General features: G+C 63.2%; 24 protein-coding genes. 7 read left to right on the forward strand and 17 right to left on the reverse strand.

Annotated elements, in window-relative coordinates; all coding sequences use genetic code 11:
* Positions 1-63: 63 nt before the first annotated feature.
* Together BLT03_RS12495 and gmd are read right to left on the reverse strand one after the other, a co-directional pair.
* A complete protein-coding gene (locus tag BLT03_RS12495) occupies positions 64-1,005 on the reverse strand; it encodes a GDP-L-fucose synthase family protein (protein ID WP_092744247.1) in 942 nt (313 codons plus the stop codon).
* 23 nt (positions 1,006-1,028) lie between these two features.
* Positions 1,029-2,114, reverse strand: a complete 1,086-nt coding sequence (gmd, locus tag BLT03_RS12500; protein WP_092744097.1) for a GDP-mannose 4,6-dehydratase — start codon at positions 2,112-2,114, stop codon at positions 1,029-1,031.
* Positions 2,115-2,161: 47 nt separating this feature from the next.
* Here gmd and BLT03_RS12505 point away from each other — a divergent pair, with 47 nt between their 5' ends.
* The 7 genes from BLT03_RS12505 to BLT03_RS12535 all read left to right on the forward strand — a co-directional run bounded on the left by BLT03_RS12505 (position 2,162) and on the right by BLT03_RS12535 (position 9,264).
* Positions 2,162-3,439, forward strand: coding sequence for a lipopolysaccharide biosynthesis protein (locus tag BLT03_RS12505; protein ID WP_092744098.1), 1,278 nt, complete (start codon positions 2,162-2,164; stop codon positions 3,437-3,439).
* Entirely contained in the window at positions 3,429-4,229 is an 801-nt protein-coding gene (locus BLT03_RS12510; RefSeq protein ID WP_092744099.1) for a DUF268 domain-containing protein, read from the forward strand. The genes BLT03_RS12505 and BLT03_RS12510 overlap by 11 nt, the downstream gene beginning before the upstream one ends.
* Positions 4,226-5,083, forward strand: a complete 858-nt coding sequence (locus tag BLT03_RS23915; RefSeq protein WP_139160383.1) for an O-fucosyltransferase family protein — start codon at positions 4,226-4,228, stop codon at positions 5,081-5,083. The genes BLT03_RS12510 and BLT03_RS23915 overlap by 4 nt, the downstream gene beginning before the upstream one ends.
* On the forward strand, positions 5,080-5,871 hold the full coding sequence (locus BLT03_RS12520; protein WP_092744101.1) for a glycosyltransferase family 2 protein: 792 nt from the start codon (positions 5,080-5,082) through the stop codon (positions 5,869-5,871). The genes BLT03_RS23915 and BLT03_RS12520 overlap by 4 nt, the downstream gene beginning before the upstream one ends.
* A gap of 75 nt (positions 5,872-5,946) precedes the next feature.
* The gene (gene lysS / locus BLT03_RS12525) at positions 5,947-7,485 is read left to right on the forward strand and encodes a lysine--tRNA ligase (protein WP_092744102.1); all 1,539 of its coding nucleotides are present in this window, start codon (positions 5,947-5,949) and stop codon (positions 7,483-7,485) included.
* Positions 7,486-7,552: 67 nt separating this feature from the next.
* Positions 7,553-8,590, forward strand: a complete 1,038-nt coding sequence (locus BLT03_RS12530; RefSeq protein WP_092744103.1) for a GGDEF domain-containing response regulator — start codon at positions 7,553-7,555, stop codon at positions 8,588-8,590.
* Positions 8,591-8,622: 32 nt separating this feature from the next.
* Positions 8,623-9,264 carry a mechanosensitive ion channel family protein gene (locus BLT03_RS12535; RefSeq protein ID WP_245711358.1) on the forward strand — a complete coding sequence of 214 codons (642 nt, stop codon included), beginning with the start codon at positions 8,623-8,625 and terminating at the stop codon, positions 9,262-9,264.
* 91 nt (positions 9,265-9,355) lie between these two features.
* On the opposite strand, the gene BLT03_RS12540 is transcribed toward BLT03_RS12535, so the two are convergent.
* From BLT03_RS12540 to BLT03_RS12610, 15 genes are all read right to left on the reverse strand, one after another.
* Positions 9,356-11,404: a DUF3300 domain-containing protein gene (locus BLT03_RS12540; RefSeq protein ID WP_092744105.1), complete on the reverse strand. Its 2,049-nt coding sequence runs from the start codon at positions 11,402-11,404 to the stop codon at positions 9,356-9,358.
* A 298-nt stretch (positions 11,405-11,702) separates the two neighbouring features.
* Entirely contained in the window at positions 11,703-12,863 is a 1,161-nt protein-coding gene (gene nagZ, locus BLT03_RS12545) for a beta-N-acetylhexosaminidase (protein WP_092744248.1), read from the reverse strand.
* A 60-nt stretch (positions 12,864-12,923) separates the two neighbouring features.
* Entirely contained in the window at positions 12,924-13,316 is a 393-nt protein-coding gene (acpS, locus tag BLT03_RS12550; protein ID WP_092744106.1) for a holo-ACP synthase, read from the reverse strand.
* Between the two features lie 59 nt (positions 13,317-13,375).
* A complete protein-coding gene (locus BLT03_RS12555) occupies positions 13,376-14,155 on the reverse strand; it encodes a pyridoxine 5'-phosphate synthase (protein ID WP_092744107.1) in 780 nt (259 codons plus the stop codon).
* The gene (gene recO, locus BLT03_RS12560; RefSeq protein ID WP_092744108.1) at positions 14,152-14,931 is read right to left on the reverse strand and encodes a DNA repair protein RecO; all 780 of its coding nucleotides are present in this window, start codon (positions 14,929-14,931) and stop codon (positions 14,152-14,154) included. Before recO ends, BLT03_RS12555 begins: the two co-directional genes overlap by 4 nt.
* 202 nt (positions 14,932-15,133) lie before the next feature.
* Entirely contained in the window at positions 15,134-16,150 is a 1,017-nt protein-coding gene (gene era / locus BLT03_RS12565) for a GTPase Era (protein WP_092744109.1), read from the reverse strand.
* The gene (rnc, locus tag BLT03_RS12570; RefSeq protein ID WP_092744110.1) at positions 16,147-16,830 is read right to left on the reverse strand and encodes a ribonuclease III; all 684 of its coding nucleotides are present in this window, start codon (positions 16,828-16,830) and stop codon (positions 16,147-16,149) included. Before rnc ends, era begins: the two co-directional genes overlap by 4 nt.
* Positions 16,831-17,196 carry a DUF4845 domain-containing protein gene (locus tag BLT03_RS12575; protein WP_092744111.1) on the reverse strand — a complete coding sequence of 122 codons (366 nt, stop codon included), beginning with the start codon at positions 17,194-17,196 and terminating at the stop codon, positions 16,831-16,833. It lies immediately after the preceding gene.
* Positions 17,197-17,249: 53 nt separating this feature from the next.
* Entirely contained in the window at positions 17,250-18,224 is a 975-nt protein-coding gene (gene lepB, locus BLT03_RS12580; protein ID WP_092744112.1) for a signal peptidase I, read from the reverse strand.
* A gap of 1 nt (position 18,225) precedes the next feature.
* On the reverse strand, positions 18,226-20,034 hold the full coding sequence (gene lepA, locus BLT03_RS12585) for a translation elongation factor 4 (RefSeq protein ID WP_092744113.1): 1,809 nt from the start codon (positions 20,032-20,034) through the stop codon (positions 18,226-18,228).
* 448 nt (positions 20,035-20,482) lie between these two features.
* Complete coding sequence (locus BLT03_RS12590) at positions 20,483-21,961, reverse strand: DegQ family serine endoprotease (RefSeq protein ID WP_245711359.1); 1,479 nt, start codon at positions 21,959-21,961, stop codon at positions 20,483-20,485.
* Positions 21,962-22,110: 149 nt separating this feature from the next.
* A complete protein-coding gene (locus BLT03_RS12595) occupies positions 22,111-23,181 on the reverse strand; it encodes a MucB/RseB C-terminal domain-containing protein (RefSeq protein WP_245711360.1) in 1,071 nt (356 codons plus the stop codon).
* A 46-nt stretch (positions 23,182-23,227) separates the two neighbouring features.
* Positions 23,228-23,857, reverse strand: coding sequence for a sigma-E factor negative regulatory protein (locus tag BLT03_RS12600; protein ID WP_092744114.1), 630 nt, complete (start codon positions 23,855-23,857; stop codon positions 23,228-23,230).
* A 54-nt stretch (positions 23,858-23,911) separates the two neighbouring features.
* Positions 23,912-24,538 carry an RNA polymerase sigma factor RpoE gene (rpoE, locus tag BLT03_RS12605; RefSeq protein WP_092744115.1) on the reverse strand — a complete coding sequence of 209 codons (627 nt, stop codon included), beginning with the start codon at positions 24,536-24,538 and terminating at the stop codon, positions 23,912-23,914.
* 11 nt (positions 24,539-24,549) lie between these two features.
* Positions 24,550-24,975 (reverse strand): hypothetical protein, encoded by a 426-nt coding sequence (locus tag BLT03_RS12610; protein WP_139160384.1) that lies wholly within the window; start codon positions 24,973-24,975, stop codon positions 24,550-24,552.
* Between the last annotated feature and the right edge of the window lie 75 nt (positions 24,976-25,050).

The raw sequence follows: 25,050 nt of genomic DNA on the forward strand, positions 1-25,050 counted from the left end.
GACGGGGAACGGAATAAGCGCCGCGACAACTGTCTATTGGCAAAATCGGCTGACTTCGTTCGTTTAGTCCCGCGCTTGCGGCGTTTCCAGAAACGATCGGTAGGTCTGGGCAATACCGGCGTCTAGTGGAATGCTGGCCGTCCAACCACGACGCTGCAGTCTGCCTACGTCCAGCAATTTCCGAGGTGTGCCATCGGGCTTGCTCGGGTCTAAAGCCAGCGCCCCCTTAAAACCGATCACGTCCATGATCAGGCGGGCGAGGTCTTCAATTGTCACGTCAGTCCCCGTGCCCACATTGAACAGGCCCTCAGTGATGTCGAGTTGCTCCATCAAGAACACACAAGCGTCCGCCATGTCGTCCACATGCATAAACTCACGACGCGGCCGTCCCGAACCCCACACATTCAATACAGAGTCGCCATGCCGCTTCGCCTCATGGGCTTTGCGCAGCAATGCAGGCAGTACGTGGGAGGTGTTCAGGTCGTAGTTGTCGTTGGGACCGTACAGGTTCGTCGGCATCGCGCTCACGTAATGCCGGCCGTACTGGAGGTTGAAACTCTCACAAAGCTTGATGCCCGCGATCTTGGCAATGGCATAGGGCTCGTTGGTGGGTTCAAGGGGCCCGGTCAGCAAGTACTCCTCCTTGATCGGCTGCGGGCAGTCGCGCGGGTAAATGCAGCTTGATCCCAGAAACAGCAGCCGTTGCACATCGGCGATGTGCGCGGCATGGATCACATTCGCCTCAATCACGAGGTTCTGGTAAATGAAGTCAGCGCGCGACACATTGTTGGCCTGTATGCCACCCACTTTGGCTGCCGCAAGAAACACGTAGTCGGGCTTTTCATGCGCCATGAAGGCATGTACCGCAGACTGATCCAGTAGCTCCAACTCGACATGCGTGCGCGTGACCAGGTTTTCGTAGCCGCGCTCGGCCAGTTTGCGTATCAGGGCAGAGCCCACCATGCCGCGGTGACCAGCCACATAGATCTTGGCGTTCTTGTCCATTTCCACAGTCTCCACCCTGGCCGTCATTCGTTGTAGTCGTAGGCGGAAAATCCGTACTTCTTGACCAGTTCGTCCCGCTGAGCGCTTTTTAGATCCTCGCGCACCATTTCCGCGACGAGTTCGCCAAATCCTGTGCGCGGCGTCCAGCCGAGCTTCTCCCGCGCCTTGGTAGGATCGCCAAGCAGCGACTCGACCTCCGTCGGCCGGAAATATCGCTGGTCCACCTTGACAATGGCACGTCCTCGGGAGTCCCGGCCGACCTCGTCAACGCCATGGCCACACCACTCTATCTGCATGCCGAGTTCGTGTGCCGCCGCCAAAACGAACTCGCGCACGCTGTGCTGTACGCCCGTCGCGATGACGAAGTCTTCTGCCACACCCTGTTGCATCATGAGCCACTGCATTTCCACGTAGTCCTTGGCATGGCCCCAATCACGCAGCGCATCAAGGTTGCCAAGGTACAGGCAATCCTGAAGGCCCAGGTGAATGCGGGCCATGGCACGCGTGATCTTGCGCGTCACGAAGGTTTCGCCTCGTAAGGGGCTTTCGTGGTTGAACAGGATGCCGTTACAGGCATACATACCATAAGCCTCCCGGTAATTGACCGTGATCCAGTAGGCATATAGCTTTGCCACCGCATAGGGACTGCGAGGGTAGAACGGTGTGCTTTCCTTCTGCGGCACTTCCTGCACCAGCCCGTAGAGTTCAGACGTGCTGGCTTGGTAGAAGCGCGTTTTTCGCTCCAAACCGAGGATTCGAATCGCTTCCAGGATGCGCAGCGTGCCAATGCCGTCAACATTGGCGGTGTACTCAGGCGTCTCAAAACTGACAGCCACGTGGCTCATAGCCGCAAGGTTGTAGATTTCATCGGGCTGAGATTGCTGGATGATGCGAATCAGGTTCGTGCTATCGGCCAGATCACCATAATGCAGGATCAAATGGCGGTCAGTAATGTGGGGATCTTGATAGAGATGGTCGATTCGGTCGGTATTGAACAACGATGCACGGCGTTTTATTCCGTGCACGATGTAACCCTTGCCCAAAAGGAATTCGGCCAAATAGGCCCCATCCTGGCCTGTGATGCCGGTGATAAGCGCGACTTTTTGCATGTATAGAGGTCAGGAAGACCGCCCAATCATAGGCGCTACGCCCTTCCATGTCCCTTAAGCGAAACATCCTGGCGAACTACGTCGGCTCGGGAGCAGTCGCGCTCGCGCCCATTCTTGCCCTGCCTTGGTATCTCGCTGCGCTTGGCCCACTGCAGTTCGGCTTCGTGGGTTTCGTCACGACCCTGCAAGCTGTGCTCAACCTGCTCGACGCAGGCATGAGCCAGGCTTTGGTGCGCGAGATATCCTTGCGCGCCGCTGGCGAAGGTGTGACCAAGCCGCGCACGGCCGCATTGCTGTACGGATTCGAGCGACTCTATTGGGCACTTGCATTGCTTATCGGCCTTGGGCTGATCTTGCTCGCTACTCCCATCGCGCGCCACTGGCTTCATTTAGACGGGGCGGGCGAGGCCAACGGCCGTGCCGCGGTGATCGGAGCGGCTGCCATCTTCGCAACGATGTTCCCTGGGTCGCTTTACCGCAGTGTTCTTGTCGGCACGGAGCGCCAGGTGGCGCTGAACAAAATTCTGTTCTTCGCCACGCTGATCCGCCACGTAGGCGCTGTGATCGCTGTAACGAACTGGCCATCGCTGATCACCTATCTGGCCTGGCACATGGTGGCAGGTCTGTTCGAAACCGGTCTGCGTGCCCGCGTTGCCTGGTCTGCAACGGGAATGCATCGCGCCGACGCACGATGGCAAAACGATGTGATCCGCCAAGCCTGGCCGGCGATCGCTGGTCTCGCCACTGCTTCAGGCCTAGGCGCGCTGACGATGCAATTGGACAAAGCGTTGCTCAGCAACCTCATATCGATCACGGACTTTGGCTACTATGTGATCGCTTCGTCCGCGGCGGCAGGCGTACTTCAGTTGGTCTATCCACTGATGCAGGCTGTCCTGCCTCGCGCATTTCGCCTTAAAGAAGACCCCGCTGCCCTGCGCCATCTGTACAACCGGCTATTCGGATTAATTGCACTGGCCGCAGCCACAGGCATGGCCATCTACGCCGCTGCAGGGAAATGGCTACTGGGGTGGTGGCTGAAGGACATGCATGCCGTTTCCGTGGTCTACCCGCTACTTGGCTGGCTGCTGTTCGGTGCAATCATCAATGCGTTCTACAACGTGGGCTATGCCCATTGGCTGGTGCTTGGAAGAATTAAGCGCATCCTGCAAGTCAACTTGCTGGCTGGAATGCTGTGTCTGTTGATCATTCCTCCCATGGTTTCCCGTTTCGGCATGATTGGCGCGACATCAGGTTGGCTGATCATCAATTTCATCGGCTTTATCGCTAGCCTGCCTGGCCTCCTCAAGATCGACCATGAACGCTAAGCTGAAGAAGTTTTACTGGATCCTCTCGGAGCAGTTCGGAATAGACCCCCGGCGACTACTGCGCTCGCTGCGCGGTACGCCGCGCTACCTGCGCGACCTTTTACGCTTTCGACGCCAGTACCAAGGCCCGCTCGAGTTGATGCCCTGCCTTCATGACTGGTACGAAGAAGGAGGAACGACCAAAAGCGAATATTTCTTGCAGGATCTTCACGTGGCGCAGCAAATCCATAAGCATGGGCCAGAGCGCCATGTGGACATCGGGTCTCGTGTGGATGGCTTCGTGGCGCATGTCGCAAGCTTCCGCGACATCGAAGTCTTCGATATCCGCGCCATCACCGCGGAGTTGCCCAGCATCCGCTTTAAGCAGGCCGATCTGATGAATCCGGCGCCGGAACTGGCGAACTATTGCGATTCGCTGTCCTGCTTGCATGCTCTGGAGCATTTCGGCCTTGGGCGCTACGGCGATATACTCGATCCTAGGGGCAGTGCCACGGGTCTGCGTAACATGGCACGCATCCTCCGGCCTGGTGGCCGGCTTTATCTCTCGGTGCCCGTCGGCAGAGAACGGGTTCTATTCAATGCCCATCGCGTTTTCTCAGCACAAAATGTGGTGCGGATGGCCGAGACAGAAGGACTGTCGCTGCGCCAATTCGCGGCGGTCGGCGTTGAACGGCGCGTGATCGAATATCCGGAATGGGAAGCCTCAATCGCCCGATTCGATCAGCAGGACTACACCCTCGGCATCTTCACCTTCGAACGCCTCGACACCCACACCAGCAAGCCCATATGACGACGACACGCGTCTTTTTGCGCGGCGGGCTCGGCAACCAGTTCTTTGAATGGCTGCACGCGCTGACTCTGGCCGAGTCAGGAGCCGATGTTGCGCTCGACACCAGCTTCCTTCGCAAAGTACCAGGCAATCAAGCCATTGGCGCATTGGAATTGGCCAAGGTGTTCATCGAGCTTCGATTGCCGCTTCGCCGTACGGAAGGGCTGTGGCGAGCTGAACGGGTGCTTGTACGTGCAGCCCGACTTCTGGGCCAATTGCATAGCGATGCGTCCCCTGTCCGAAGCGATTTGCGTACACGGTATCACTACGGTTACTACCAGCATCCGCGCCATCACAGTGTGCATGCCCTGCGACAGGCTCGTGAGCTGTTACGCCCTGCGTTTCGCACCGCTCCCGCAGGGCTGCAACGCTACGCAGCCATTCATGTGAGAGGGGGCGACTATGCTGCCTCGCGATACAACCGAGAACAGATCGGTCCGCTCGGTCCAGGCTACTACTGCGGCGTACTGCAGGCACTGGCGCGTGACTGGCCTGAATTGCAGTGGCTCGTCATCTCCGACGACTATTCACATGCCCGGGCCATGCTTTCGCCGTTAGTGGAAACTAACCGTTGCCTTTTTCTTGACACCCATCTCGGCGGCCGCGAAACGCCCGATCAGGCTTTGCAAGCCTTGATCAACGCTGATGTACTGGCCTGTGCCAACAGCTCGTTCAGTGCGCTGGCTGGCTATGTAGGCCGCGCTCACACTGTGTTCGCACCAGATCCGTGGTTCCGCAGCCCTGCACTTGCAGCGACGGATCCGTCATTTCCGATGTGGCATCGGTTCAATGCTGATTTCATAACGAAACCATGAGCCTGCCGCGCGTTTCCGTCGTCATGCCTATCTACAACGCCGAAGCGACGTTGCAGAGGGCGCTGGACTCGATACGCAACCAGACCTTGCTGCCATTCGAGGTGATCTGCGTGGACGACGGCTCGCGCGACGGCTCCGTCTGCGTGGCGGAGCGCTACGACCCAGCAAGCGCCTTCGTACTGCGTGTGGTGAAGCAACCGCGCAACGCAGGCGCCGCTGCCGCGCGCAATCGCGGCCTGGACTTGGCTGCCGGCGAGATCGTTGGCTTTCTGGACGCGGACGACATTTGGTCGCCCGACAAGCTTGAGCGCCAGCTAGAGGCAATGCTGAACCAAGATTTGGACCTCGTCGGGGGCCACTCCGGAGTGCGCGCGCAAGAGATGCCGGCATCCGTAAACGACGGTGATCCCGCACCGCTGGACGTCCATGTGGTCAGTCTGCTGCCAGCCATGCTGTCCAATCCGTTTCATACATCGTCCGTAATAGTTAGGCGAGATGGGAGAGTGCGTTTTCCCGACAATGGCCAGCTCAGCGAAGACTACGCACTTTGGCTTCAGTTGATAGCGGCCGGCTGGCGGTGTGCACGCCACTCTCAACCGCTGTCGTTCATGTACAAGCCTGCTTTCGGCAGTTCTGGCCTGAGCGCACAGCTTTGGCGCATGCAGCGCGGTGAACTGTTTGCGCTAGGCGCCGTCGGCAGACGTGGGCACAGAGGCGCTCTGGCGCTCGCATTGCCCGTTTCGTGTCTGAAGTTCGGTATACGTCTGTTGCGTACTTGGCTGCGCTAGGGCCGCTTGTTTAACTTGGCTCTTAAAATGGCCGGTTTCGTCGCGCGACGCCTCACTTCGCCATCATTTCAATCTATGTCCGATACCACCACGCCTGCCTCCGACGACAACCAGCTCATTGCCGAGCGCCGCGAAAAACTCAAGGCCCTGCGGGAGGCCCAGGCAGCGGGCAAGGGCGTGGCGTTTCCCAACGATTTCAAGCCCGCTCACCACGTGGCGGACCTGCAGGCGCAGTACGCAGCGCACGATGCCGAAGCGCTCGAAGCCACGCCCGTGACCGTGAGCGTCGCCGGCCGGATGATGCTCAAGCGCGTCATGGGCAAAGCCAGCTTCGCGACCGTTCAGGACGGTTCGCTGGGCACGACGGGTGGGCGCCTGCAGCTGTACGTCACGCGCGATGCGCTGGGCGAAGAGCTCTATGCCGCGTTCAAGCATTGGGACCTGGGCGACATCGTGGGTGCCGAGGGCACGCTGATGAAGACCAAGACCGGCGAGCTGTCGATCAAGGTCTCCACGCTGCGCCTGCTGACCAAGAGCCTGCGCCCCATGCCGGACAAGTTCCACGGTGTGGCCGACCAGGAAGTGAAGTACCGCCAGCGCTATGTGGACCTGATGACCGACGAAACCGCGCGCAGCCGTTTCATCGCCCGCAGCAAGGCCGTGAGCGGCCTGCGCGAGTTCATGGTGCAGCACGGCTTTCTCGAAGTGGAAACGCCCATGCTCCACCCGATTCCCGGCGGCGCGAACGCCAAGCCGTTCGTCACGCACCACAACGCGCTGGAGCAGGAGATGTACCTGCGCATCGCGCCCGAGCTGTACCTGAAGCGCCTGGTGGTGGGCGGCTTCGAGCGCGTGTTCGAGATCAACCGCAACTTCCGCAACGAAGGCATCTCGGTGCGCCACAACCCCGAGTTCACCATGATGGAGTTCTACGCGGCGTACTGGAACTACCGCGATTTGATGGACTTCACCGAGCAACTGGTGCGCGACGCAGCCATGAAGGCCGCAGGCACGTTGCAGCTCACCTACGGCGGCCGCGAGGTCGATCTGTCGCAGCCGTTCCAGCGGCTGACCATCCGCGAAGCGATCTTCCAGTTCACCGAGGCCGGCGCCCATGTGGACGACGCCGCCTGGCTCATCAGCGCCCTCAAGAAGCTGGGAATGAGCGAAGAGAAGAACCAGCTATCCAAGCGCACGCTGGCCAGCCTGCAGGTGCTGTACTTCGAAGAAACCGTGGAAGACAAGCTCTGGCAGCCGACCTTCATCATGGAGCACCCTACCGAAATCAGCCCCCTGGCCCGTGCGAACGACACGCGGCCCGAGGTGACCGAGCGGTTCGAGCTGTACATCACCGGCCGCGAGTTCGGCAACGGCTTCTCCGAGCTGAACGACGCCGAGGACCAGGCCGCGCGCTTTCAGGCCCAGGTGACGGCCAAGGACAGCGGCGACGACGAGGCCATGTTCTTCGACCACGACTTCGTGCGTGCGCTCGAATACGGCATGCCGCCCACCGGTGGTTGCGGAATCGGCATCGATCGGTTGATGATGCTGCTGACCGACAGCCCCAGCATTCGCGACGTGATCCTGTTCCCTGCATTGCGCCGAGAGCATTGAAGAAGGCTGAGGACTGCGGTCTTTTCAGGCCGCATGGCCTGCCCCCGCCTTCAGGAAAGGGACCGCGATGACCACACCCCAACCCACCCCGTTGCCGCAGCGCAACGGCGGCACGGCGGACGCCATGCCCTTCACCGTGCTGGTGGTGGAGGACCAGACCTCGCTGCGGGCCGTGCTGGTGGCGGAGCTGCGCCACGCGGGCGTGGTCGACGTGCTGGAGGCGGCGTCGGGCGACAAGGCGCTGGACCTGTTCCAGCTGCACCGCCCGGACCTCGTGCTGCTGGACATTCGCCTGTCCGACCACAACGACGGCTACTGGGTCGCCCAGCAGATGCGCGAGGCCGAACCGGGGGGCTGGACGCCCATCATCTTTCTCTCGGGACTGGACAGCGACCTCGACGTATGGCGCGGCATCGAGGCCGGTGGCGACGACTACCTGGTCAAGCCCGTCAAGCCCATCGTGCTGGTGGCCAAGCTGCGCGCCATGCGCCGCCTGCTGGACATGCGCCGCCGGCTGGTGTCGCTGTCGCAGGAACTGCACATCGCCAACCAGCGGCTCAATGAAATGGTCGAGGTGGATGCGCTCACCGGCTTGGTGAACCGCCGCGGCCTGGACCGCATCCTGCACAACGAGATCGCCACGGCGCGACGCGACGGTGAGCCGCTCACGCTGATGCTGTGCGACCTGGACCATTTCAAACGCTTTAACGACTCGGCCGGCCATCTGCAGGGCGATGCCTGCCTGAAAGACGTGAGCCGGCTGCTGCGCGACGTCTGCACGCGTCCACGCGACGTGGCGGCGCGCTACGGCGGCGAAGAATTCGCGCTGATCCTTCCCGGAACGCCCCGCTCCGGCGCCATGACCTTCGCGCGCGCGCTGGGCAAACTGCTTTCGGTGCGCGCCTTTTCCCACCCCGATTCGCCGCTGGGCCCCGTGCTCACGCTCTCCGGCGGCATCACCACGTGCATTCCCGACGAGGGCACCAGCGCGGAGGCCATGCTGATGCGTGCCGACCAGGCGCTCTATGCCGCCAAGGCCCAGGGGCGCGCCCGGTTCTTCAGCTTCGAGATGCAGATGGACACCGTCGAGCAGCTGCGCAGCTGATGGGAGGAATCTTGCCGAGCGACTGGAGCTTCATGCTGCGCCTGAAACCCTACTTCCCCGACTGGATCCAGGACTGGCTGGACATCATCGTGCCGGGCTTGCAGATTCTGCTGATTCTGATCGTCGGGGTGGTCCTGCAGCGCACGCTGCGCCGGCTGGTGGCGCGCGCAGGCCACCACTACCAATGGCCCATCGAGATGATGGTGCCGATCAACGGGCTGCTGCGCTGGGTCATCATGGGCAGCGCGTTTTTGCTGGTGCTGGAGCGGCTGGGCGTGTCCGCCACGGTGCTGTGGACCGCTTTCACGGGCTTCGCCACCGTCGGCGCGGTCGCCTTCTTCGCCGCGTGGAGCGTGCTGTCCAACCTGTTCTGCGCCCTGCTCATCTTCACCGTGGGCCCCTTTCGCCTGGGGGACTACATCGAAGTGCTGGACACCGCGGAAAAGCCCGGTGCCAAGGGCCGCGTGATCGACATCAATCTGCTCTACACCACGCTCGAAGACTTCGCGTCCAGCGAAGACGGCTCGGACAGCGTGCTGCTTCAGATTCCCAACGCCCTGATCTTTCAGCGCGTCGTGCGCCGATGGAAGGGCGGCCCGCCCCGAAAGCCGGGCGCCGAGCCTGCAGAAACCCCACCGGCGGAAGTTCCGCTCATCAGCCAAGACACGGTTTGATTCGCGCCTGCGCGGTACTGGTCGTTTTCACCTGAAATGCCGGCAGGGAACCGGCGGGTCAGTGCCATGGCTCGGCCCTGTCCCTCGCAGGTCAACCCTCGCCGTGGCGATGCCCTTCCGGCCGATGACCGGGCTCCGGACTGTGGCCATGCGGTGCAGGTGGCGACGCATGGACTGGCGGCTGCGGCATGGCCACGGGATGCGGCGCTGACGGAGCATGCGGCGTCGCAGCGGGCATGCGCTGCTGCGGCATGGCCGGCTGATGCACGGGCGCTGGCTGAATGTGCTCCGTTGCCGGCGCAGCGAATCTCTGCGGTGGTGCATGCGGCGCCAACTCAGGCCGAGGCATGGAATGCTGTGCCTGTGCCTGTGCCTGTGCCTGTGCCTGTGCCTGTGCCTGTGCCTGTGCTGCAGCCATTGCCGCCATGGGCGGACGTTGGCCCTCATGGCGCGCGTCCCGCATCGCTGCATTCGCCCCCTCCCCTGCACGCACCGGGCGCGGATCCTGTACTTCAGGTCTTTCCGGCCGGTTGGACGCCGCCGCGAATCCGTGCGCCTGCGCCATTCCAGGCACCGCCATATTCTCGGCAGGGCGCGCAGGAGTGGGAGCCGGCGCGGAATGCGCAGCCAGCGAATTGCCCTGCATGGCCGCGTGCTGGGGCATCGCCCGCTCCTGTGCACGGTCCTGTGGCCGCTCTGCCGCCTGGAAGGCTCGCGGGCCCTGCGCCATCGGTGGTGGCGGCACCATGGCAGCCGCGCTACCAGGCGCCGCACGGCGGTCCTGCGGCGCACCGAAATGCGGTGGCATCCCCGCCGGGACCATGCCTCGGTGTTCGCGGTCTGACGGGTTGGGTGAGGCCATGGGGTTCATTGCAGTCAACGGCGTCGCCGGCATCGCGGCGGCCGCAGCTGCAACGGGTGCAGCCGGTGCAGGGCGCCCGCCATCCGGGCCGCGTTCTCCCCCGTAGAAGTTGTTCACGGTCACCCGGTTGTGGATGTTCTCCACCACCGTGTGCGACTGCGAGATGTAGGTATTGCCCCGGTACACCACCGCCGGCCGCACCATGGGCGGGGGCAAGGGGGCGCCCTGGACCCAGGTGGCGCGCTCGGGCGGACGTCCCCAGTTGACGTCCCAGGCATTCCAGCCCCAGTGGTGGTGCGTGGCCACCGCACCCACCAGCACCCCGGCGCCGAAGGCCAACGCGCCCACGGCCACCGGGTCGGCCCCCACCACCGTCCCCGTCGCATAGACCGGCGCGGGCGCTGACCAGCGATAGCTGGAATACAACGGCACCGGCGCGCCATAGACCACCTGCGGGTCATAGCGCGGCACGTACACCGCCTGCACGTCGGCCGGTTCGATGGCGATGTAGGTTGGGGGCGGCACGACCACGGCCGGCCCGCTGTACACCGCCACGGGTTGCTGAAGGTCCGGCGGGGGTGGCGGGCTCGGAGGCGCGCTGGTCACGGTGGCCACGCGCAGGTGGGGCGAGCTTTTCAGCGTGCCCGCCTTGCTGGCCCGCGAGCGCATCACCTGAATGGCGTTCATCACGTCGGTGGGGTCGTTGTAATAGGCCTTGCCCAGGGCCACAGTCCACGGCAGGTTGGACGCCATCTGCTCCAGCACATTCGGAAAAGCGGTGAGGGATTTGATGCTGGGGTCCCACGGCTGCTGGTCTACCGCGTCCGTCAGCGCTGCGGCCTTGAGGGACGGGTTCTGCCCCATCCAGGTCTCTGCCGCCGTGACCTGCTCGGGATAGGTCGCCCCGGCGAGCACCTGCGCCACGAGCTTGTCGGGGTACAGGGCGATCGGCGCCACCATCTGATAGAGCGCGTCCGCGCTGGGCGGCACGTAGCGGACAGCGACGGGGGCGGCAGCCTGGGTGGCATCTGGAGTTGAAACAGCGGCTGGCGAGGCGGACGCGGTGGGAGCGGGAGGCGCGAGGGGCGGAACCAGGGGCGTGGAATTTTGCCGATTGCAGGCAGTCAGGGCGCAAGCCGCGACGAGCGTGAGGGCGATGCCCTTCGATGCAGCGCGCACCGATGGCAAGCGGGTGGCGCGCTGGAGCCTGGAAACAGCCGGGGCTGGGAAATCCCGAACGGCGGGGTGGTGAGCACGGGGGTCTACAAGGGGCGCCATGGTTTTTCTCCTGAAGGCCATCCGCCGTGGGCTCAGCAGCCTTAGCGGGCAGATGGTCTCTTCAGAACGGCGCTTGGAGAGGGCCGTTGACCCGCAGTTGTAGGCCAATGTTCGCCGCGCGATGCGGGCGCATGGGCCACCGCGAGCCCCTCATGCCGGCTTTTAAGCGAACGTTGGCCGAAAGCCATCCGATTCGGGCGGGTTTTCAACGCACGGCAGAGAATCTCCGGTCCTTGCACTGCCCACGAACAAGCAACGATTGCTTACCAATCGATCGGCCAAACCACTGAGACGGGGGTCAAGGCAGCAATTCGAGGGCTTGCAGATAGGCCGGCTGCAGCATCAGTTCGTCCCACGGCTGGGGCAGGGTTTCAGGCAGCAGGGCCACGCGGCGGGATTCGCTGTCGGGGCTGGCCTGCCAGCGGCCTGCCGAGCGGGCCTGTTGCAATCCGTCCAGCACCTCGTCCAGCACTTCTCCCTTGCGGGCGCCCTCGCCCACTAGGCTCTGGTTGCACAGCAGCACCAGATCGCAGCCCGCATCGAGCGCGGCCACAGCGGCATCGGTGTAGCTGACCGTCTGGCCATCGATGCGGCGCGCGCCCTCCATGCTCAGGTCGTCGCTGAAGATCGCGCCGTCGAAACGCAACTGCTGGCGCAGGATGTCCTGCAGCCAGCGCCGCGAAAAACCGGCTGGCCGGGCATCGACCTTCGGGTAGATCACGTGCGCGGGCATCACGCTGGTGAGCGTGCTCGACAGCCACGGGTACGGCGCCGCGTCGTCGGACAGCAGGGCCTTGAGGCTGCGCGGGTCCACGGGAATGTCGGTGTGCGAATCGGCCCGCACGAAGCCATGCCCCGGAAAGTGCTTGCCGCAATTGGCCATGCCGGCCTGCAGCAGGCCGTGCATCAGGCTCTTGGCCAGCAGCGCCACGACGCGCGGATCGCGATGGAACGCCCGGTCGCCGATCACGCTGCTGCGCGAAGCGGAAGCCGAAGCGTCCTGCGCGGGCCCGGGGGCGTCATCGGACCAGTCGAGGTCAAGCACGGGCGTGAAGCTGAAGTCCACACCGCACGACCGCAACTCGCTGCCCAGCACATAGCCCGCCGCCGTCGCCGCGTTGGTTGCGCGCAGCGCGCCGCCGCCCGGCACGGCCTTGGCGCCCCGCCCGTCGCCGTGCATCCAAAGCTCGCCGAACGCCCGCATGGGCGGCAGTTGCGTGAACCCATCGCTGCGAAAGCGCTGCACGCGGCCGCCTTCGTGGTCCACACAGATCAGCAGATCGTCGCGCACCGCCTTGATGGCGCTGGTGAGTGCGAGCAGCTGCGCGCGGTCCTGCCAGTTGCGCGTGAACAGGATCACGCCGCCCGTGAGCGGGTGCGCCAGCCGGCGGCGGTCGGCTGCGGTGAGTTCGAGGCCGGCAACATCGAGGATGAGGGGCGCGTGTTCGGAAGAAGTCATGGCCAAGGATTCACTCATTTTTTAATAGCAACAAAGGCAATACAGTCGTGCGCTGCAGCCTTATTTCTTCTCAACCACGCAAAAGCTCGCCGCGTAATCGGATTCGTCGGTCACCGTCAGGTGGCACTGCAGGCCCTGCCCTTCGAACCAGTCTTTCAGGGCCCCGTGCAGCACGATCACCGGCTGGCCGCTGGGCAGCTTGGCGACCTCGCAATGGCGCCAGGTCATCGGCATGCGCATGCCCATGCCGATGGCTTTGCTGAAAGCCTCCTTGGCGGAGAACCGGGTGGCCAGGTAGCGCACACCGCGTTCGGGCCAGCGGGCACCGCGCTCGCGCCACGTCTTCAGCTCGCCCTCGGCGAGCACCTTTTCGGCAAAGCGGTCGCCGTGGCGTTCCAGGCTCGCGCGGATGCGGCGGATGTCGCAGATGTCGGTGCCGATGCCGTAGATCATGGTTTCAAGGGTCCAATCTGCCTCAAGGGCATGAAATACCGCGGTGTATTGCTATCAATTCAGGAGCGCTTAGCCGCCATGCCTTCGTCGATGCAGCGCTGGTAGGCCTGCACCGTGGCGGCGTAGCCCAGCTCCAGCGCATCGGCGATCAGCGCATGGCCGATGGACACCTCCAGCAGCCCGGGCACGCCCTGCACGAACGCGGCCAGGTTGTCGCGGTTCAGGTCGTGGCCGGCGTTCACGCCCAGCCCCGCGTCCAGGGCGGCCTGCGCGGCGGCACGGTAACGCTCCAGCTCGGCTGCCTGGCGCTCGGTGCCCCAGGCGGCGGCGTAGGGCTCGGTGTACAGCTCGACCCGGTCGGCGCCCACTGCGCGGGCGGCGGACATCTGCTCGGGCAGCGGGTCCATGAACAGGCTCACCCGCACGCCCAGTTGCCGGCACTCGGCGATCAGCGGCGCCAGGCGTTCGGCATCCTGCGGAAAGCTCCAGCCGTGGTCGCTGGTGAACTGGTCTTCGCTGTCGGGCACGAACGTGGCCTGCTGCGGGCGCACCGTGCGGATGAAGTCCATCAGGTTCTGCGACGGGTTGCCTTCGATGTTGAATTCCCGCTCCGGCCAGTTTTTCAGCAACGCCGCCAGGTCATGCACATCGCCCGAGCGGATGTGGCGCTCGTCGGGGCGGGGATGCACGGTAATGCCCTGGGCGCCCGCCTGCAGGCACAGCAGCGATGCGCGCGTGACGCTGGGAATGCCCAGGTGCCGCGTGTTGCGCACCAGGGCCACCTTGTTGACGTTGACCGACAGAGCGGTGCGGGCGGAAGCGGCGGAAGAACGGGTCATAGCGATTGCAGGTCCATCATGAGCTGGCGGGTGCGCAGCACCGGGCTGCCGCAATGGTATTGCAGCAGCGTGCGCAACTGGGGTTTGAGTTCGCCCGCCACGGGAACGCCCGCCTGGGCGATCACGCGCAGCGTGGCGGTATAGCTGGCGCCCTCGCCGGCTTCCAGGGCCCGCTGCAAGGCCAGCCACTGCGAGCCGGCAAGCGCTGCACGGTCCGTGGCGATGGCGGGACGCAGCCCGGCCTCGGGCACCAGGGCATAGCGAGCGGCCGGCTGCAGCGGCGCCAGCGTCGCCGTCTCGGCCTCCAGACTGGGCAGCAGGCCGATCTCGCGCAGCAGCAGCAGTTCGAAGCTGCGCAGCACTGGTTCGAGCGCATCGCCGTGCTCGCTGCCCAGCACACGCACCACGCCGGCGTAGGCGTCGAACAACGGCGCGTGGGCATCTTCGCGGGCCACGAGCCGCATCAGCAGTTCATTGAGGTACAGCCCCGACAGCAGCGCATCGCCCGTGGGCATGACATGGCCGCCGACCCACTCGGCCCCTTTGAGCGCATGGATCTCCCCCTGCCCGTCGCCGGACAGCGTGTAGTTCACCCGCAGGGGCTGCAGCGGCAGCAGCACGGGGCGAAAGTTGGAGGTGGGCTTTTTGGCGCCTTTGGCCACCAGCGCCACACGGCCGTGGTGGCGCGTGAACACGTCCAGGATCAGGCTGGACTCGCTCCAGTCGTAGCGGTGCAGCACGTAGGCGGGCTCATCGGAGATGCGGCGCACAGCCATGAATTGCTATTCTTTCAATAGCACACTGCCCTAGGTGGACATGTGCTGGAGGCCGATTTTCTCAATATCCGGCTGGGCCGTACAGGCACGGGCACTGGCACTGGCCGCAACGCTGGAACCTGTGCCGCGCCCACCTTGGCGTCACTCGAAGCGCTGCCGCGGCGCCTTCGAGGAAACACAACGCCATCCGTTCGGCAAGGCGTCATTCATACCCGAACGAGCGCACGCGGGCCTCGTCGTCGGCCCAGCCCGAACGCACCTTGACCCAGATCTCGATGAACACCTTGGCGTCCATGAGCTTTTCCAGCTCCTGCCGCGCCTCGGTGCCGATGCGCTTCAGGCGCTCGCCCTTCTCGCCGATCACCATGGCCTTGTGGCCGTCGCGCTCCACCACGATGGTGGCGGCGATGCGGATCATGCGGCTCTTGGTCTTGCCTTTTTCTTCCTCGAACTTGTCGATCACGACGGTCGAGGTGTAGGGCAACTCGTCGCCCGTGAAGCGGAACAGCTTCTCGCGCACGGTCTCCGACGCCAGGAATTTCTCGCTGCGGTCGGTGAGCTCGTCCTCGGCATACCACCAGGGCTGCTCGGGGAGGTATTTGGCACAGATGCCGAACAGGCGTTCGATGTCGCCCTTGTTCTTGGCCGACATGGGCACGAACTCGGTGAATGGATGGCGCTCCTGCATGCTTTTCAGCCACGGCGCGATTTCCGCACGGCGGTGCACCATGTCCAGCTTGTTGGCGATCAGCAGCGTGGGAATGCCGGGCTTGAACAGCGACAGCACCTTGGCATCGGCCAGCGTGAAGTTGCCGGCCTCGACCACGAAGAGGATCAGGTCCACATCGCCGATGGCGCCCATCACCGTCTTGTTGAGCGACTTGTTGAGCGCCGTGCTGTGCTTGGTCTGGAAGCCGGGCGTATCGACGAACACGAACTGCGTCTGCTCCATGGTGCGGATGCCGGTGATCCGGTGGCGCGTGGTCTGCGCCTTGCGCGAGGTGATGCTGATCTTCTGCCCGACGAGCGCATTGAGCAGCGTGGACTTGCCCACGTTGGGCTTGCCCACGATGGCGATCAGTCCGCAGCGCTGGCCCGTGGCATCGGCCGGCGCGCTGGCAGGCTTGGCGGCCGCCAGCATGGCTTCCAGGTCATTTTGGCCGCCAGCGCTTGGTAAATCTGCGCTACCAGCTACATTGTTTGTAGCATCTTCATTCATGGATTCTTTGCTTTCAAGAGGACCAGCATGGCCGCCGCAGCGGCCTGCTCGCCAGCCCGGCGCGAGCCGCCGATGCCGCGTTCGGTGAGGCCCAGTTCGGAGATCTCGCACTCCACATCGAAGGTCTGGCGGTGCGCAGCCCCCACCGTACCGACCACCCGGTACTGCGGCAGCTTCATTTTGCGGCCCTGCAGCCACTCCTGCAACGCGGTTTTGGGGTCCTTGGCGGCGGCATCCATCTGGGGATTGATCTCGACCCCCTGGAAAAGCCGGTGCACCAGGGCCTCGGCCTGCAGGTAGCCCGCATCGAGGTACACGGCACCGATGAGCGCCTCCAGCGCGTCCGCCAGGATGGACGGCCGCAGCTTTCCACCCGACTTGGCCTCGCCCTCACCCAGGCGCAGCACGTCGGAGAGCTTCAGCCGCAAGGCCAGTTCGTGCAGGGTTTCCTGGCGGACCAGGTTGGCCCGCACGCGGGAGAGGTCGCCTTCGGGCAGGTCGCGCAGCCGCTGGTACAGCAGGCTGGAGACGGCCAGGCTCAGGACGGAATCGCCCAGAAACTCCAGGCGTTCGTTGTGGTCGGCGGAAAAGCTGCGGTGCGTGATGGCACGCTGCAGCAGCGAAGGATCGGAAAAAGCATGCTGCAGGCGGTCCTGCAGTGCGGAAAGACTGGGCTGCACCTACTTGGTCTGTTCTTGGAAGCGGTAAACGAGATAGGCCGGGCCGGCCAGGGCGATTTCGCGCGAGTAGCTGAACGACACGACGATCTTGTCGTTGCGCTTGGTCACTTCCAGGTCCTTGCCCGCGATCGAACTGATGTTGTCGATGGCGCCGGCACGGTCGAAGATGGCGCGCACTTCCGGCACGGAACCACCCTCACGCGCGGCCTTGTTCGCCGCCTTGTTGATCGCCTGGTACTCCAGGAAGATCGGCACCGACTGGCCGCCGATGGCGAAGACCGCCACGGCCAGCAAGCCGACAAAAATCAGTCCGATGAACGAAAGGCCACGCTGGCGGGCGCGGCTGGCGGTGCGGTGCAAAGCCATGGTGATCTACCCTCTTTTTGGAATTGGCGGTTGGAAACGTTCGAGGCCCGCGCTCAACGGAACGGGCCGATGCGCTTGAGGTTGCCGAAGTTCATCCAGACGAAGAACGCCTTGCCCACGATGTTGGCGTCCGGCACGAAGCCCCAGTAGCGCGAATCGAGCGAATTATCCCGGTTGTCACCCATCATGAAATACTGGCCTTCCGGCACCTTGCACACCACGCCTTCGACGCTGTAGCGGCAGTTCTGCCGGTTGGCGAAGTCGCTCGCGCCCTGCACGAATGCCGGCACATCGGCGTTGTTGATGATGCGATGGCGGTGGTCGCCCAGCTGCTCTTCGAACTGCTTGAAGTAGCGCATCGTGTCTTCGTCGAAGAAGTCCGGCACGGCGGTGGTTTCCACCACCTGCCCATTCACCGTGAGGCGCTTGTTCAGGTACGCCACTTCGTCGCCGGGCACACCGACCACGCGCTTGATGTAGTCCATGCTGGGCTGCGGCGGGTAGCGGAACACCATCACGTCGCCGCGCTGTGGCGCGTTGCCCTGCGTGAGTTTGGTGTTGATGACCGGCAGGCGAATGCCGTAGGTGAATTTGTTCACCAGGATCAGGTCGCCCACCAGAAGCGTGGGAATCATCGAGCCCGAGGGGATCTTGAAGGGTTCGAACAAGAACGAACGCAGCAGGAAAACGATCGCGATCACCGGGAACAGGCCCGCCGTCCAGTCGAGCCACCATGGCTGCATCAGGATGCGGTCCTTGGCCTCCTGCACGTCGCCATCGACCTTCTGGATGCCCATGCGATCCAGCTCGGCCCGGCGCTGCACGGCCGCGTCTTCGATCGCCTGGGCCGCCCGGCGGCGGCGCGGCAGAAAGACCAGCCGCTCGGCCAGCCAGTACGCGCCGGTCACCACCGTGGCCAGGAACAGCAGCAACGCGAAGTTGCCCTCGATCGCACCCATGTACCAGGCCCCGACGTAGGCCACGAACGCGGCCAGGATCAGGGAGGTCACGTATTGCATGGCCTGCATATCAGTCTTCCACCTGCAAAATGGCCAGGAACGCTTCCTGGGGCACCTCTACTGAACCGATCTGCTTCATGCGTTTCTTGCCTGCTTTTTGTTTCTCGAGAAGCTTGCGCTTGCGGCTGATGTCGCCGCCGTAGCATTTTGCCAGCACGTTCTTGCGCAGCGCCTTGATGGTTTCGCGCGCGATGATGTTCGCGCCGATGGCGGCCTGGATGGCCACGTCGTACATCTGCCGGCTGATGATTTCGCGCATCTTCGCCACCACGGCACGGCCACGGTATTGCGACTGCGAGCGGTGCACGATGATGGAAAGCGCATCGACCTTCTCGCCGTTGAGCAGGATATCCACCTTCACCACGTCGGACGCGCGGTACTCCTTGAACTCATAGTCCATCGACGCGTAGCCGCGCGACACCGACTTGAGCTTGTCGAAGAAGTCCAGCACGATCTCGCCCAGCGGCATTTCGTAGGTCAGCATGACCTGCCGGCCGTGATAGGACATGTTCATCTGCACGCCGCGCTTTTGGTTGGCCAGCGTCATCACCGGGCCGACGTAGTCCTGCGGCATGTACAGGTGCACCGTCACGATGGGCTCGCGCACTTCCTCCAGGCGGCCCTGGTCGGGCATCTTGGACGGGTTCTCGACCATTACCACTTCGCCGTCGGCCTTCACGACCTGGTAGACCACGCTGGGCGCGGTCGTGATCAGGTCCTGGTCGAACTCGCGCTCCAGGCGTTCCTGCACGATCTCCATGTGCAGCAGGCCGAGGAAGCCGCAGCGGAATCCGAAGCCCAGCGCCTGGCTGACTTCGGGCTCGTAGTGCAGCGATGCATCGTTCAGCTTGAGCTTTTCCAGCGCGTCGCGCAGCGAGTCGTACTCGCTCGCTTCGGTCGGGTACAGGCCGGCGAACACCTGCGGCTGGATTTCTTTGAAGCCCGGCAGCGCTTCGGTGGCCGGGCCGGCATTGTTGGGCAGCTTCTTTTCCAGCGTGATGGTGTCGCCCACCTTTGCAGCCTGCAACTCCTTGATGCCGGCAATGATGTAGCCCACTTCGCCGGCATCGAGCGAATTGCGCGCTTCGTTCGCGGGAGTGAACACACCCAGGTTGTCGGCGTTGTACACCGCGCCGCTGGCCATCATCTTGAAGCGCTCGCCCTTCAGCAGGCGGCCATCGACCACGCGCACCAGCATCACGACACCGACGTACGAATCGAACCAGCTGTCGATGATCATCGCGCGCAGCGGGCCATCAGGATTGCCTCGCGGTGCAGGCACCTTCGCCACGATCGCTTCGAGAATTTCGTCGATGCCCATGCCCGTCTTGGCGGAACATGGAATCGCATCGGTCGCATCGATGCCGATCACGTCCTCGACTTCGGCCTTGGCGTTGTCGGGGTCCGCGTTCGGCAGGTCCATCTTGTTCAGCACCGGCAACACTTCCACACCGAGGTCCAGCGCGGTGTAGCAGTTGGCGACGGTCTGGGCTTCGACCCCTTGCGACGCATCGACGACCAGCAGCGCACCTTCACAGGCCGACAGCGAGCGCGAGACTTCATAGGAGAAGTCCACGTGGCCCGGCGTGTCGATCAGGTTGAGGTTGTAGATCTGACCATCGAGCGCCTTGTACTGCAGTGCCGCCGTCTGCGCCTTGATGGTTATCCCACGCTCTTTTTCGATGTCCATCGAGTCGAGCACCTGGGCTTCCATATCACGCTCGGCAAGCCCGCCGCAGCGTTGAATCAAGCGATCCGCCAGGGTCGATTTGCCGTGGTCGATGTGCGCAATGATGGAAAAATTTCTGATGTGGTTCATCAAGGGAAAGCGACAAGTGATTGAATTAAAACGGCGCGCACAAGAAAAAAGGGCGCGTCAAATGGTGACGCGCCCTGAACCAACAATCATTTGGCAACTGCGATGGTTGGAACTTCATTGTAGGCAAAAAGGCCGAGAGAGAAAGTCCGGCCAACAAGGTTGAGAAGGCGTTGCCAGCTTGCAACGGGCATTTTATACACAGCTTATTCACAAAATGCCGCGAATGAGCGGAACAACTTGTGGGCGAACTGTGGATCGCCTGTGCATCGTTTGCAACCATCCCACATGGTGATGATGACGCGCTTCGATATGCATTAATGCCGGCAAAACCAGGCGCCATTCTATCGAAATTGGTAGATGGCAATCTCTGCCAAAACACCGCATCACTGGGGATTTCATGCCGCAAAAGCCCCAAATCCCACTTCGGGATGGGGCTTTGCGGGAAGGTTCAGCGGGCGGGACGAATCAAGGCGTATTGCGCCCACTCGCCACGGCGGAACAGCACATTGATGGCCTTGCCTTTGTCCGCCTTGCCCAACGCGGTTTCGAAATCCTTCAGATTGGCCACCTCGATATTGGCGATCGAAAGGATCACGTCACCCTCGCGAAGGCCGGCGCGTGCCGCTGCATCTGTTGCGGCGTTGACCCGGACACCGCCCTTGAGCTTGAGCTCCTTCTTCTGGGCATCGGTCAAATCGGCCACGGACAGGCCCAGTTGTTGAGCGGCAGGGGACGGCTTGGGCTTCGCCCCTTCCTTTTCAGCGCCCTTGCTGGCCACTGGCTTGTCGTCCGGCTCGATCTCGGCCACGGTGATCGACAGGTCCTTCGTCGCGCCGCGGCGAAATACCGTCACCGTGCTCTTGTTGCCGGGCTTCGTGTTGCCCACGAGGCGCGGCAGATCGGCCGTCTTTTCGATCGTCTTGCCATCGAACTTGGTGATGATGTCGCCCGCTTCCACGCCGGCCTTGTCCGCAGGAGAGCCTGCCTCCACGCCACTGACCAGCGCGCCCTGCGGCTTGCCCAGGCCGATCGACTCGGCCACGTCCTTGGTCACTTGGCCGATCTGGACGCCGATGCGCCCGCGGGTCACCCGACCCGTCGCGCGCAACTGGTCACTGACGCGAATGGCCTCATCCATGGGGATGGCAAAAGAGATGCCCATGAAGCCGCCGGAGCGGGAGTAGATCTGGCTGTTGATGCCAACCACCTCGCCACGCATGTTGATGAGCGGCCCGCCGGAGTTGCCTGGGTTGATCGCCACGTCCGTCTGGATGAACGGCAGGTAGTCGCCCGTGTCGCGCTGTTTGGCACTGACGATGCCCGCCGTCACCGAGTTTTCCAGGCCGAACGGCGATCCGATGGCCATCACCCATTCGCCGACACGCAGCCGGTTCAGATCGCCCACCTTGACGGCCGGAAGGCCGGTGGCTTCGATCTTGACCACCGCCACATCGGTGCGCTTGTCGGCGCCTACGATCTTGGCCTTGAACTCGCGCTTGTCGGTCAAAGTGACGATGACTTCATCGGCGCCTTCCACCACGTGCGCATTGGTCATCACATAACCGTCTTGCGTCAGGATGAAACCGGAGCCGACACCACGCGGCTGCTCTTCGTCGGGCTGGGGACGCTGAGGGCGCTGCTGGCGCGGCACGTTGGGTGGCACCGGCACGCCGAACCGCCGGAAGAACTCCAGCATCTCTTCATCCATGGCATTGGGGCCAGCGCGCTCGGTCGCTTTTTCCAGCGTACGGATGTTGACCACCGAGGGACCTACCTGGTCCACGAGGTCCGTGAAATCCGGCAGTCCACGGACGGTGGGCGGCGGGGTCTGCGCCAGCACGTCGGCGGGCACGACCGCCGTGGCGGCAGTCAATGCCATCGCGACGGCCACAGCGCACGATTGCAGGTTTTTCCAATTCGTCGTCATCGGCATCATCGGTCTTTCTAAATTCAGAGGAGACATCTGGGGCAGCAAAGCACTTCGTACTGCAAGGTTCAGGTTTGGTTCCCGCAAGGCAGCGGGACAGGTGCCGATTTCATGCCATCGCAGGCCGGCGATGACCGGTGGCGAAACGGTCAACGGGCGTATTCCAGCTGCTCCGCCACCAACCGCAAGGTTTCTTGCGGCACCTCGCCCACGGCGGTCAGCCACATGTTGCCTGAAACCCGCAAGGCCAAGGTCTGGGTGGCCCCCATGCTGCCCGCGCTGGGCCCTGCCGGGTGCCGAGAGGCATCGTAGCGTTCCAGGAAAAGCGATACCGTCGCAAGCCCATCGGAAAGCAAACAATGCAGCGGCAGGCCGGCTTGAGACGGCGCTGCTAAAGCCTCTTCCTGCTTGTAGCAATCGCCCGGCGTGAAACCACCGACTGGCGCCCGCAGGCGCCAGCCTTCCGCCTTCGCAGTCGTCTTGCGCATGGCGACCTTGACCAGACGGAAGTCGCCCGCGTCATCCATCATCGCGGCCAGCCGCGCAAATGGAACCGGGTTGTCCAGCTCCAACTGGGAGAACGCTGCCTGCTCCAGCACGCGCCCCCGGGAATCCAGCGTCTGCAGCTTCAAAATCAATCCGGAAGCTTCGGCCACCCACATGCGATAACCGAACCGCAACGCATCACGGGGCCGCAACCACGCGACTTCACTCTCGTGGCCTGCCACGCGCTCGCGTCCCAGGGCTTGAACCGTGTAATGGGCATCGAGTCCACGGTCCGCCGTTTCGGGAAGGCGGGGAAAGAGGCTGGGCATGTCCCGGCGATCTTCACGCACCACCCGCGCCTGGGGCAAAAATGTGCGGACGAGTCCCTCACGGCGATAGACCACCCGCAGCGAACCGTTCAATGCCTCGATGCGCTCGATCTGGTCTTTTCCGTCCGCTGCATGCCATATCCGAGAGCTGACCATGGCGCCAGATGCTGACAGCACTACGAACGTGCCGTTGTAGCTGTGTTCGCGGGACGCGCGATGGATGCGCTCCAGCCAACCGGAAATGGAGCGGGATTCACCGGGCGCAACTGCGGGTGCGATCCCAGTTTCAGCAGAAGGCCCGGCCAGCGCCTGGCCCATTCCCGCCAGCATCAGCCCCCATACCAAGGCATGGCGCAACGACGCGACTCTTTTCAACAAGCCTTTATGCGCATGAGCGATCTTCATGGGAGAACAAGCATGCGCGAGGCCTTCCTGGCCCATCTTCACGGCCTCAGCGCGCAGGGGCCTCGAACGTGGCATTGCGCAGGAAACCTGCCGGCATCTGCAATGCCGAAGTGTTTCCGAATTGCTTGTGCGCTGCCAACAGCTCATCCAGACGCGGGTCTCGGATCATCACTGGCGACTGTGCCGCCGCCTCGCCCCCTTCGGCAACAGCCACGACCGCCGGAGGTGCCACCGTCACTGGCGCAGCAAGGGCCATCTGCCCGCCCTGGTTACCCGACTGCAGGCCGACAAAAGCGGTCCAGCCAATGGCCCCCACCGCGGCCAACGACGCGAAACCCGCCGCCACTTTCCAGCGAAAGACGGAGGCATTGGCAGCCACCGCCGGCTTGGCGATGCTCTGCTTGGTGACCTGCAGAACGGCAGCGTCCGCAATCATCGCGGGGCGCTCCAGCCGCTCTTCCTCGATTTGGGCGCGAAGTCGATCGATCAGCGTCGAGTTGACCGGGCGCGCCAGCTCGGAAGACCGCAGAACGTCTCCAATCAAGTGGTACGTCTGCCAAGTGGCAGCGCCATCGCCGCGGCTGGCGTGGTCTACGGCTTGGGCGAACTCCTGGCCCCGCAACTGCCCATCTGCCAGGGCAGACAAATGTTCGCGCATTTTCAGATCGTCATTCATGGTCGTTCCCCGCCGTCACTGTTTGCTTCAATGTGCTCTGCCATTCGCATCACGCTACCAGCGCTTGCCCGACTGCTTTTCCAGCAAAGGGCGAACTCGAGCCGATATGGCCTCACGCGCCCGAAAGATACGAGAGCGTACGGTGCCGATCGGACAATCCATGGCAGCCGCAATTTCCTCGTAAGTCAGCCCTTCGATCTCACGCAGCGTCACGGCCTGGCGCAAATCCTCGGGCAGCGCATCCATTGCCGCATTCACCGCCACAGCAATTTCCTGGGCTGCGAGCACGGTCTCGGGCGTTTCGTCGGTGGTTAGTTCGTGTCCAAGCCGGGAAGTTTCATCGTCGTCATCACTTCCGCGGAGGGCATTTTCTGAAATGACGGGATTGCGCTTCATATCGACGAGCGCCTTCTTGGCGGTATTGACCGCAATCCGGTAGAGCCATGTGTAGAACTGCGCCTCGCCCCGGAACTGGTGCAAAGCGCGATACGCCCTGATGAACGTTTCCTGGGCAATGTCCTGCACCAGGTCAGAGTCGCGAACCATGCGGCCGATGAGCCGCTCAATGCGCCGCTGGTACTTGATCACCAGCAATTCATAAGCCTTCTGATCACCCGCGACCGTACGCTCTACGAGCTGAAGGTCACTGTCGGCGGGAGGCGGGGGCATTGAAGCAGTCATGTGAAAGAAACTCACGCGTCGCCGCGCCGGACAGGAAACACGCCGTCGGCGCGGAGCTCTGGCTTGGGGCGCGAATATACCGCACGGCGCAAAGCGGCCCATGACTCATTCTGGCCGACGCGCTCCAGGCACAACCAGACAGTACGGCCATCCGGCCCCTTTAAATGCACCAACAAAACCCGCTGGAAGTCCATGTGGACAGTCATGGCGCCAGTGATGGGTGAAGCATCGTTCGCGTTCAATGACCAGTTCAAGCCGTCCCATTGCAGAAAACCGCGAGGCAGGCAACGCCAAAAATGCCACGCCAATCCAGCAGTGCCAGCCCAGAGGACGGCAGAGACAACGAATTGAAGCCTCAGATTCCCGGCAGCCAAAGCCATCCAGGCGCCTAGGCCACCGCCGCTGAACAACAGAACAATGAAGACAAACCAGCCCACCAACCGACTTCTTTCGAAGGCGTATCGTGTACCTGGCGCATGGAAAGACTGCGCCATAGGATCATTGCAGCGTCG

It is taken from the genome of Paracidovorax valerianellae (assembly GCF_900102625.1).
Lineage (GTDB): Bacteria > Pseudomonadota > Gammaproteobacteria > Burkholderiales > Burkholderiaceae_C > Paracidovorax > Paracidovorax valerianellae.

What these genes read in the sequence shown, in the direction of transcription:
- BLT03_RS12590 (WP_245711359.1), bottom strand. Translation starts at nt 21,961, where the DNA reads ATGACGACGAATTGGAAAAACCTGCAATCGTGCGCTGTGGCCGTCGCG.
- BLT03_RS12520 (WP_092744101.1), top strand. Translation starts at nt 5,080, where the DNA reads ATGAGCCTGCCGCGCGTTTCCGTCGTCATGCCTATCTACAACGCCGAA.
- BLT03_RS12530 (WP_092744103.1), top strand. Translation starts at nt 7,553, where the DNA reads ATGACCACACCCCAACCCACCCCGTTGCCGCAGCGCAACGGCGGCACG.
- BLT03_RS12575 (WP_092744111.1), bottom strand. Translation starts at nt 17,196, where the DNA reads ATGGCTTTGCACCGCACCGCCAGCCGCGCCCGCCAGCGTGGCCTTTCG.
- BLT03_RS12595 (WP_245711360.1), bottom strand. Translation starts at nt 23,181, where the DNA reads ATGAAGATCGCTCATGCGCATAAAGGCTTGTTGAAAAGAGTCGCGTCG.
- BLT03_RS12505 (WP_092744098.1), top strand. Translation starts at nt 2,162, where the DNA reads ATGTCCCTTAAGCGAAACATCCTGGCGAACTACGTCGGCTCGGGAGCA.
- recO (WP_092744108.1), bottom strand. Translation starts at nt 14,931, where the DNA reads ATGGCTGTGCGCCGCATCTCCGATGAGCCCGCCTACGTGCTGCACCGC.
- lysS (WP_092744102.1), top strand. Translation starts at nt 5,947, where the DNA reads ATGTCCGATACCACCACGCCTGCCTCCGACGACAACCAGCTCATTGCC.
- BLT03_RS12510 (WP_092744099.1), top strand. Translation starts at nt 3,429, where the DNA reads ATGAACGCTAAGCTGAAGAAGTTTTACTGGATCCTCTCGGAGCAGTTC.
- BLT03_RS12495 (WP_092744247.1), bottom strand. Translation starts at nt 1,005, where the DNA reads ATGGACAAGAACGCCAAGATCTATGTGGCTGGTCACCGCGGCATGGTG.
- rpoE (WP_092744115.1), bottom strand. Translation starts at nt 24,538, where the DNA reads ATGACTGCTTCAATGCCCCCGCCTCCCGCCGACAGTGACCTTCAGCTC.
- BLT03_RS12540 (WP_092744105.1), bottom strand. Translation starts at nt 11,404, where the DNA reads ATGGCGCCCCTTGTAGACCCCCGTGCTCACCACCCCGCCGTTCGGGAT.
- lepB (WP_092744112.1), bottom strand. Translation starts at nt 18,224, where the DNA reads ATGCAGGCCATGCAATACGTGACCTCCCTGATCCTGGCCGCGTTCGTG.
- BLT03_RS12555 (WP_092744107.1), bottom strand. Translation starts at nt 14,155, where the DNA reads ATGACCCGTTCTTCCGCCGCTTCCGCCCGCACCGCTCTGTCGGTCAAC.
- nagZ (WP_092744248.1), bottom strand. Translation starts at nt 12,863, where the DNA reads ATGACTTCTTCCGAACACGCGCCCCTCATCCTCGATGTTGCCGGCCTC.
- BLT03_RS23915 (WP_139160383.1), top strand. Translation starts at nt 4,226, where the DNA reads ATGACGACGACACGCGTCTTTTTGCGCGGCGGGCTCGGCAACCAGTTC.
- acpS (WP_092744106.1), bottom strand. Translation starts at nt 13,316, where the DNA reads ATGATCTACGGCATCGGCACCGACATCTGCGACATCCGCCGCATCCGC.
- gmd (WP_092744097.1), bottom strand. Translation starts at nt 2,114, where the DNA reads ATGCAAAAAGTCGCGCTTATCACCGGCATCACAGGCCAGGATGGGGCC.
- BLT03_RS12535 (WP_245711358.1), top strand. Translation starts at nt 8,623, where the DNA reads ATGCTGCGCCTGAAACCCTACTTCCCCGACTGGATCCAGGACTGGCTG.
- BLT03_RS12600 (WP_092744114.1), bottom strand. Translation starts at nt 23,857, where the DNA reads ATGAATGACGATCTGAAAATGCGCGAACATTTGTCTGCCCTGGCAGAT.
- era (WP_092744109.1), bottom strand. Translation starts at nt 16,150, where the DNA reads ATGAATGAAGATGCTACAAACAATGTAGCTGGTAGCGCAGATTTACCA.
- lepA (WP_092744113.1), bottom strand. Translation starts at nt 20,034, where the DNA reads ATGAACCACATCAGAAATTTTTCCATCATTGCGCACATCGACCACGGC.